Source organism: Pseudoalteromonas sp. SIMBA_162, from assembly GCF_046535955.1.
Classification (GTDB): Bacteria; Pseudomonadota; Gammaproteobacteria; order Enterobacterales; family Alteromonadaceae; genus Pseudoalteromonas; species Pseudoalteromonas marina.
This window is the reverse complement of the sequence record NZ_JAWJBQ010000944.1, coordinates 1-247: the sequence shown is the minus strand read 5'-3', so window position 1 is coordinate 247 and position 247 is coordinate 1. Positions and strand designations below refer to the sequence as shown.

Below are 247 nucleotides of genomic sequence, written 5' to 3'. Positions count from 1 at the left end.
CCTGATCATCAAAAATAAAAGGCACATGAAGGGGTGGCGATTGTTTTACTTGATAGTCAACCTCAGCTTCAGCTACTGCAGAGCCACCATCAGTACACCCGTGCACAGGCTTTGCGCATTTGTGCAGGTGACCATTTTTTATAATACGCCAAAGCATACGAATTGCTTTCGTTTCAAAGTCAATGTTAATTGTTAAATAAGGCTTGTCTCAATCGGCAAAAACACCTAAACGTTTAAAATCAATTTT

1 pseudogene is annotated in these 247 nt (G+C 39.7%); it reads right to left on the bottom strand.

The window, feature by feature from the left end:
* Nucleotides 1-247: pseudogene (locus R0J88_RS22495) on the bottom strand (class I tRNA ligase family protein); the annotation flags it as partial.